The sequence below is a fragment of the Acidithiobacillus sp. genome, from assembly GCF_023255755.1.
GTDB lineage: Bacteria > Pseudomonadota > Gammaproteobacteria > Acidithiobacillales > Acidithiobacillaceae > Acidithiobacillus.
The window spans coordinates 1-6,962 of sequence record NZ_JAGDVS010000140.1 but is presented as its reverse complement, the minus strand read 5'-3'; the positions used below and the strand labels follow the sequence as shown (position 1 = coordinate 6,962).

Annotated in this window: 4 protein-coding genes and 1 pseudogene; all 5 read left to right on the top strand. The window is 60.2% G+C overall.

Annotated features, from left to right (window positions below; all coding sequences use genetic code 11):
• Positions 1-885 (top strand): annotated as a pseudogene (locus tag Q0C48_RS09795) (MFS transporter); the annotation flags it as partial.
• Positions 886-1,006: 121 nt separating this feature from the next.
• Positions 1,007-2,245 (top strand): alginate export family protein, encoded by a 1,239-nt coding sequence (locus tag Q0C48_RS09790; protein ID WP_291523870.1) that lies wholly within the window; start codon positions 1,007-1,009, stop codon positions 2,243-2,245.
• A gap of 237 nt (positions 2,246-2,482) precedes the next feature.
• Positions 2,483-4,936: a nitrite reductase large subunit NirB gene (nirB, locus tag Q0C48_RS09785; protein ID WP_291523868.1), complete on the top strand. Its 2,454-nt coding sequence runs from the start codon at positions 2,483-2,485 to the stop codon at positions 4,934-4,936.
• A gap of 10 nt (positions 4,937-4,946) precedes the next feature.
• The gene (gene nirD / locus Q0C48_RS09780; RefSeq protein WP_366937037.1) at positions 4,947-5,267 is read left to right on the top strand and encodes a nitrite reductase small subunit NirD; all 321 of its coding nucleotides are present in this window, start codon (positions 4,947-4,949) and stop codon (positions 5,265-5,267) included.
• Positions 5,264-6,962 (top strand): molybdopterin-dependent oxidoreductase (locus Q0C48_RS09775; protein ID WP_291523865.1); only part of this gene is annotated, 1,699 nt, incomplete at its 3' end. The genes nirD and Q0C48_RS09775, both read left to right, overlap by 4 nt.

Genomic DNA, 6,962 nt, shown 5'->3' with positions numbered 1-6,962 from the left:
GCCGCCCTGCCCCTGCTGGCACTGGCCGGGGTAACAATGTTCTTCTGGGGTAAGGACAGCGCGCCGAAAAGCGGGCACGTCGGACAGGCGCTGGCGGGATTTGCGGTAACGCTGGTCGGGCTGGCCTTTCTGGCGGTGGCGACACCGTTGGGTTGGCTCGGGCTGCACGACAAGGTGGCACTGCTGATGCTGCCGGTCTTCGGGGTGCTGCTCGCGGGTTCGGTGCTGCCGCAGCGTTACCGCCTGGCCCTCCTGGAGCGCGACACCTGGGTCATCATCCTCATCTACAGCGTCACTTTCGGCGGTTTCGTAGGGATGTCTGCCTACATCAGTCTGTTGCTGGTGTCTTTGTATCACCTGCCGAAAGTGGACGCGGGCATGATGATGGCGCTGTTCGCCTTTACCGGTGCCATGCTGCGGCCTTTGGGCGGGATCATCGCCGACCGGGTTTCCGGTGTTCTCGCCTTACGCTGGTTTCTCGGCGGCATCGCCCTGACGGACGCCGCTTTTGCCCTGTGGACCCCGTCGCTGGCCGTGGCCGCTGCCCTGCTGCTCTGCCTTTATGCCTGCTTCGGGCTGGGTAATGGCGCGACCTTTCAGCTGGTACCCCTGCGCTGGCCGCTGAAGACCGGGATCATGACGGGCATCATTGGTGCGGCGGGCGGGATCGGGGGTTTTTACCTGCCGGTAATCCTCGGCATTGCCAAGGAAGAAACCGGGACCTATCACCTTGGCTTCGCCTGCTTCGCCCTCCTCGCCACAACGGCACTGGGGCTGGTACTGGCCATGCGCCGCCACTGGCTGCCGTGGTCACAGCATGCAGTCGCCGCCCCGGACGCCGTCACCCCCCCCACTTTGCAAAGCGCAGCGGCCATAAGCGACTAACCCCCGGCTTCAACGCCCCCGCGGAGGATACTTTTCGAGCGCACAATCTTCGCGCCAGGGAACGCTTGCCCAGACCTCCGCGGGTCCTCACAGAAATATCCTCAAAATACTGGAGAAACCCATGTCGCAATCCTTTTCACATCGACGTCATCATTACGCTGCCGCCCTCTTTGCCCTGCTGGCCAGCACCGCTCACGCAGACACCCTGACCAATGCCATCAGCCGTGGCCAGGTCAACCTCGACTTTCGTCCGCGCTATGAATTCATGTCTCAGGTGAACAAAAACGACGCCAATGCCTTCACGGTGCAAACCCTGCTCGGTCTGGAGAGCAAGCCCGTCGCCGGGATCAGCGCCGATCTGCAGTTCATCAATGTGGCCGGGATCGTCAATCAATACAATAGCCTGAAAAACGATAAAACAGCCTATTCACTGATTCCCGATCCAGAGGAAACCAACGTCAACCAGGCTTATCTCCAGTATGCGGGCATTCCCGGTCTGCGCCTGCGCGCCGGTCGTCAGGAAATTAATCTGGATGACGAACGCTTTGTTGGTGCGGTGGGTTTCCGGCAGACGCCGCAGAGTTTCGATGCTGTCTCGGTGCAGGACGAAGCACTGCCCGATCTGACACTTTACGGGGCTTATATATGGCGGATCAAAAACATCCTCAATGAAAATGTGCCATCGCGAACCTTTCTCAGTGAGGTGAGCTGGACACCATCCCCCTTACTGCATGCTCAAGCCTTCGGCTATGGCTATGGGAATCAGGCGCATAGCGCCATTCCCGGAGCGGCGGCATGTTTTCTGGCGGGTAATGCACAGGTTTGTAACAGCACTACGCTGGGCGTACGAGTGCAAGGCGCCATTCCTCTGGGGGACGCTCTGCACCTGCCCTACGACCTGAGCTATGCCAAACAGTTACCTTATGACAGCGGGAGTGCGGCGGTGAATGCCCAGTATTATCACCTTGGTGCCGGTCTGGCGCTGCCCGAGCTCTGGCTGCATGCCGACTACATGGTCATGGGGACAAATAGTCAGGGCAGTTACGGCTTCCAAACGCCGCTCGCCACCAAACACGCCTTTAATGGCTGGGCAGAAGTTTTTCTGACCACGCCGCCCAAAGGTTTGCGTAGCCTGTACTGCACCCTCGGCGGTAAGCTCATGGGCACCCAACTGACGGCCATTTATTATGATTTCCAGGCCAACCGTGGGGGTGCGCAATATGGGCACGAGCTGGATTTGTCGGCCACCCGCAGCTTTTCCAAACACTGGGGTGCCGGGGTACAGTACGCGGATTACCGGCGCATCAGTTACGGAGTGAATACCGAGGGCGCGTGGATTTTCGTGACGGCGAAATTCTAGCCGCAGCGTCACCCAGTTGCACTGTTTTGATGCAATTGCACCAGCGACCGCACCATAATACGTCAGAGCACAGCAGTGTATACCATAACTATCTGTTTTTGTTTGCCATAAAATCAGGTACGACTATTGCTTGAAAATTTACAATGCGATCCACAATGATCGTTATAGTGCAAAACGGCAAAGGCGTCGTCAGCAATCCGGCTGACTACGCCTTTTTTCTATTTCGGGAGCCTTAAAATGATGAACCCCGTAGCTGTACAGCATCGCAAAGCGCGTCTGGTGGTGGTCGGCAACGGCATGGCGGGTATTCGCGCTGTCGAAGAACTGCTGAAAATGGCGCCGGAACTCTACGAGATTACCGTTTTTGGGGATGAACCCCATCCCAATTACAACAGGATTCTCCTCACCCCGGTGCTCGCCGGGGAGATGGCTTTGGAAGAAACCATTCTCAATCCTCTGGACTGGTATGCGGAACACGGAATTACTCTGCACACCGGAAGCCGAGTGACGGCCATAGATCGGGTGAAGCGGCAAGTGCTGACCGAAGACGGATACTCCGCGCCCTACGATCGTCTGTTGTTAGCCACCGGAGCGGCGGCAACTATTGCACCCATTCCCGGCAACCATCTGCCCGGAGTGCTCCGCTATCGGGATATGTCCGATGTAGAACAACTCACCCGCAGCAGCGAGCTGGGTGGCGAAGCGGTGGTCATCGGTGGCGGCCTGCTGGGATTGGAAGTCGCCCATGGGCTGCGCGCGCGGGGCATGGGAGTGACCGTGGTGCATCGTCGTGCCTGGCCATTGGACAAGCAACTGGATGCCCGTGGCGGTGCCCTGCTGCAGAAGGCCATGGAGGACCGTGGAGTGCGCTTTCTGCTCGGCAAGGAAAGTGCCGAGATACTCGGTGATACCCACGTCACCGGCCTGCGTTTTGCCGATGACAGTGAGATTTCGGCGGACGTGCTGGTGATGACTATCGGCATCAAACCGCGCATTGCCATCGCCCAGGCTGCAGGTTTGCAATGCGAAACCGGCATTCTGGTCAATGACACCCTGCAAACCTACGACCCGCGCATTTATGCCGTCGGCGAGTGTGTGCAGCATCGCGGCCAGACTTACGGGCTGGTAGCGCCGCTGTTTGAACAGGCCAAGGTGGCCGCCAATCATCTCGCCGAGTACGGGCGGATGCGTTATCAGGGCTCGGTCACCAGTACCAAACTCAAGGTCACGGGAATTGAACTGTTTTCTGCCGGGGACTTTATGGGGGGCGAAGGGTATGAGGAAGTTACCCTGTTGGATGGTAGTCAGGGTATCTACAAGAAAGTTATTTTACAGGACAACAAGGTGGTCGGCGGTTTGCTTTATGGGGATACCAGCATCGGTCCATGGCTGTTTCAGCTCATGCGCGATGGCACGGACGTCTCCGCCTTCCGCGACAATATTGTTTTCGGCGAAACCCATCTGGGCGACTCTGGCCATGCCGGTGAAAACCAGGCTTCGCGGCTGGCCGACGGGGCCGAGATCTGCGGCTGTAATGGCGTAGCTAAGGGCAGTATCGTCAGAGCCATCCGCGAGCAAGGCCTGTTTACACTGGAGAAAGTGCGCAAATGCACCAAGGCCAGTGCCTCCTGCGGCTCCTGCACCGGGCTGGTGGAACAGTTGCTGGCCAGCACCCTCGGCGGTTTTTATGACAGCAGCCCGCAAAAAAAGGCGCTCTGCGGCTGTACCGATTTCAGCCATCAAGAGATTCGCGATGCCATTATCCAGCAAAAGCTCCTCTCCGTACGGCAGACCTTTGCCTGTCTGGACTGGCGGCACCCCGGCGGTTGCGCTACCTGTCGGCCGGCGGTGAATTACTACGTGCGCACCGCTTGGCCAGCAGAGGGTCTGGACGATGCCCAGTCTCGCTTCATCAACGAGCGCGCCCATGCCAACATCCAGAAAGATGGCACCTATTCAGTGATTCCCCGTATTTACGGCGGAGTAACCAGTCCTGCGGAGCTCAAGCGCATCGCCGAAGTGGCGGAGCGCCATAACGTGCCGATGGTGAAGTTTACCGGCGGCCAGCGTCTCGACCTGCTCGGAGTGAAAAAGGAAGACTTGCCGCAAATCTGGGCGGAGCTGGGCATGCCTTCCGGGCACGCCTACGGCAAGGCCCTGCGTACCGTCAAATCTTGTGTGGGTACTGAATTCTGCCGCTTCGGAGTGCAGGACAGTACCCGTCTGGCCATTGAGCTGGAACGAAGACTGGAGCGCATGTGGGCGCCACACAAGGTCAAACTTGCTGTCTCCGGCTGTCCGCGCAACTGTTCTGAGAGCACCATCAAGGATTTCGGCATTATCGGGGTCGATTCCGGCTGGGAACTTTACGTAGGCGGCAATGGCGGCATGAAGGTGCGTGCCGCCGACCTCCTCTGCAAGGTGAAAACCCACGAGGAAGTCCTGGAAATGGCCAAGGCCTTTTTGCAAATGTACCGGGAAGATGCCCAATACCTGGAGCGCACTGCGCCCTGGGTAGAGCGGGTTGGCCTGGACCACATCCAGGCCGTCGTCGTGGGGGACAGGGAATCCCGGCAGCAGCTTGCCGCACGCATGGACTTCGCCCTGTCACAGGAAAAAGATCCCTGGGCGGAAGCAGTTTCCGGTCGTCTGGATATTCACGCCGCGCCCCTGCGCCGCGTCCCTGCCTGAGGTGATCATGATGGAATGGTTGGCACTCGGTAGTATTGCAGAAATCCCCGCCCTCGGCGGCCGTTATGTGGATACGCCCCAGGGGCAGATCGCCATATTGCGCAATGAAAATGACGAAGTTTTTGCGGTCAGCAATCGCTGCCCGCACCGCGGCGGCCCCCTCTCCGAGGGCTTTGTGTCCGGCAAGACGGTGTTCTGTCCGCTGCACAACTGGCAGATTGATCTGGAGAAAGGCGAGGCGATGGCGCCGGATCATGGCTGCGTGAAGAGCTTCCCAGTACGAGTCGAGGATCAGCAGGTCTGGCTCGGACTGGAGGGGGTGGCGCCGTGACCCTGATACGGCCGCAGCTCATGCAGCCCCTGCGCCGTCTGGAGAGTAAGTCGGCCTGCCCCTACTGCGGGACCGGCTGCGGGGTCATTATCGAACATGACGGCCAGCACATTACCGGCGTGCGTGGCGACCCCGATCATCCAGCCAACTTTGGACAACTGTGCAGCAAGGGCAGCAATTTGCACCTGAGCAGTACGGGCGAGGATCGCGCCCGTGAACCGCTGCAGCGCCAGCGCGGCAGCGAAGACTGGTCGCCCCTGAACTGGTCGGAGGCGCTGACCCAGATGGCCCGCACCTGGGCCGGGATCATCCATACCCAGGGTCCGCAGGCCGTGGCCTTTTATGTTTCCGGGCAATTGCCGACGGAGGATTATTACCTCGTCAACAAACTCGCCAAGGGCTTTATCGGCACCAATCATATCGACACCAACTCGCGGCTATGCATGGCCTCGGCGGTGACGGGCTACAAATCCAGCCTCGGTATGGACTCGGTGCCCTGCTGCTATGAAGACCTCGACAGCGCCGATTGTCTTTTCATCGTCGGCGCCAACGTCGCCTACGCCCACCCGATTCTCTTTCGCCGCATCGAGGCAGCCAAAGTGCGCCGCCCGGAGCTCCGGATTATCGTCGCCGACCCGCGACGCACGCCGACGGCGGCCATCGCCGATGTGTTTCTGCCGATTCAGCCCGGCACCGATGTCGCCCTCTTCCACGGCATGCTGCATATCCTGATCTGGGAAGGGCTCGTCAACCGCACCTTCATTGAGGCGCATACCGAGGGCTGGGAAGAACTCAAAGCGCGGGTGCAAAACTACACCCCGCAAAGGGTAGCGGAAATCTGCGCGATTCCGCTCGCCGATCTGCGCGCCGCGGCGCTGGCCTTCGGGCAGGCCCCGGCTGCCCTCTCCCTCTGGTGTCAGGGGCTCAATCAATCCAGCCACGGGACCGACAAAAATGTCGCTCTTATCAACCTGCACCTGGCCACCGGGCAAATCGGCCGACCCGGCGCTGGTCCCTTCAGCCTGACCGGGCAGCCCAATGCCATGGGAGGGCGCGAAACTGGCGGCATGCCCGCCCTCCTCCCCGGTCACCGCGAAGTGGCCAACCCGGAGCACCGCGCCGAAATCGCGGAGATCTGGGGCGTGGAGAGTCTGCATCCGCAGCCCGGCTACACCGCCGTGCCCCTTTTTCAGGCGCTGGAACGCGGCGAGATTGCAACGATCTGGATCACCTGCACCAACCCAGTGCTGTCCATGCCCGATTTGACACAAGTACAGCGCGCTCTAAAAAAATCCCGCCTCGTCATCTTGCAGGACAGCTATCTCGGCACCGAAACCGCCGCCTATGCCGATCTTCTGCTCCCCGCTGCCAGTTGGGGCGAGCGCGATGCCTTGGTTACCAACTCCGAACGGCGCATCACCCACCTGCACGCTGAAATCGAGGCCGGTGATGTCCAGATCGCGGCCCCGGGTGCATTCCCGGTATTCCCGAAAGATGCCGGCGGAGTCGGCAAAATCAAACATACGCCGGGCGCGATTGGCCCAGGAAGCGTCTCGGGTGCCCGGCAGTGGGTGATCGAGGGCATCCAGTGCCTCACCCAGCGCAAAGGCGAAATCCCGGAAGATGACCCAGTCCGGCAGGGCGCTGCCCGGCGCCGGAACAGCAGCCTGCAGGTGGGTGATGCGCCGTTCGGAG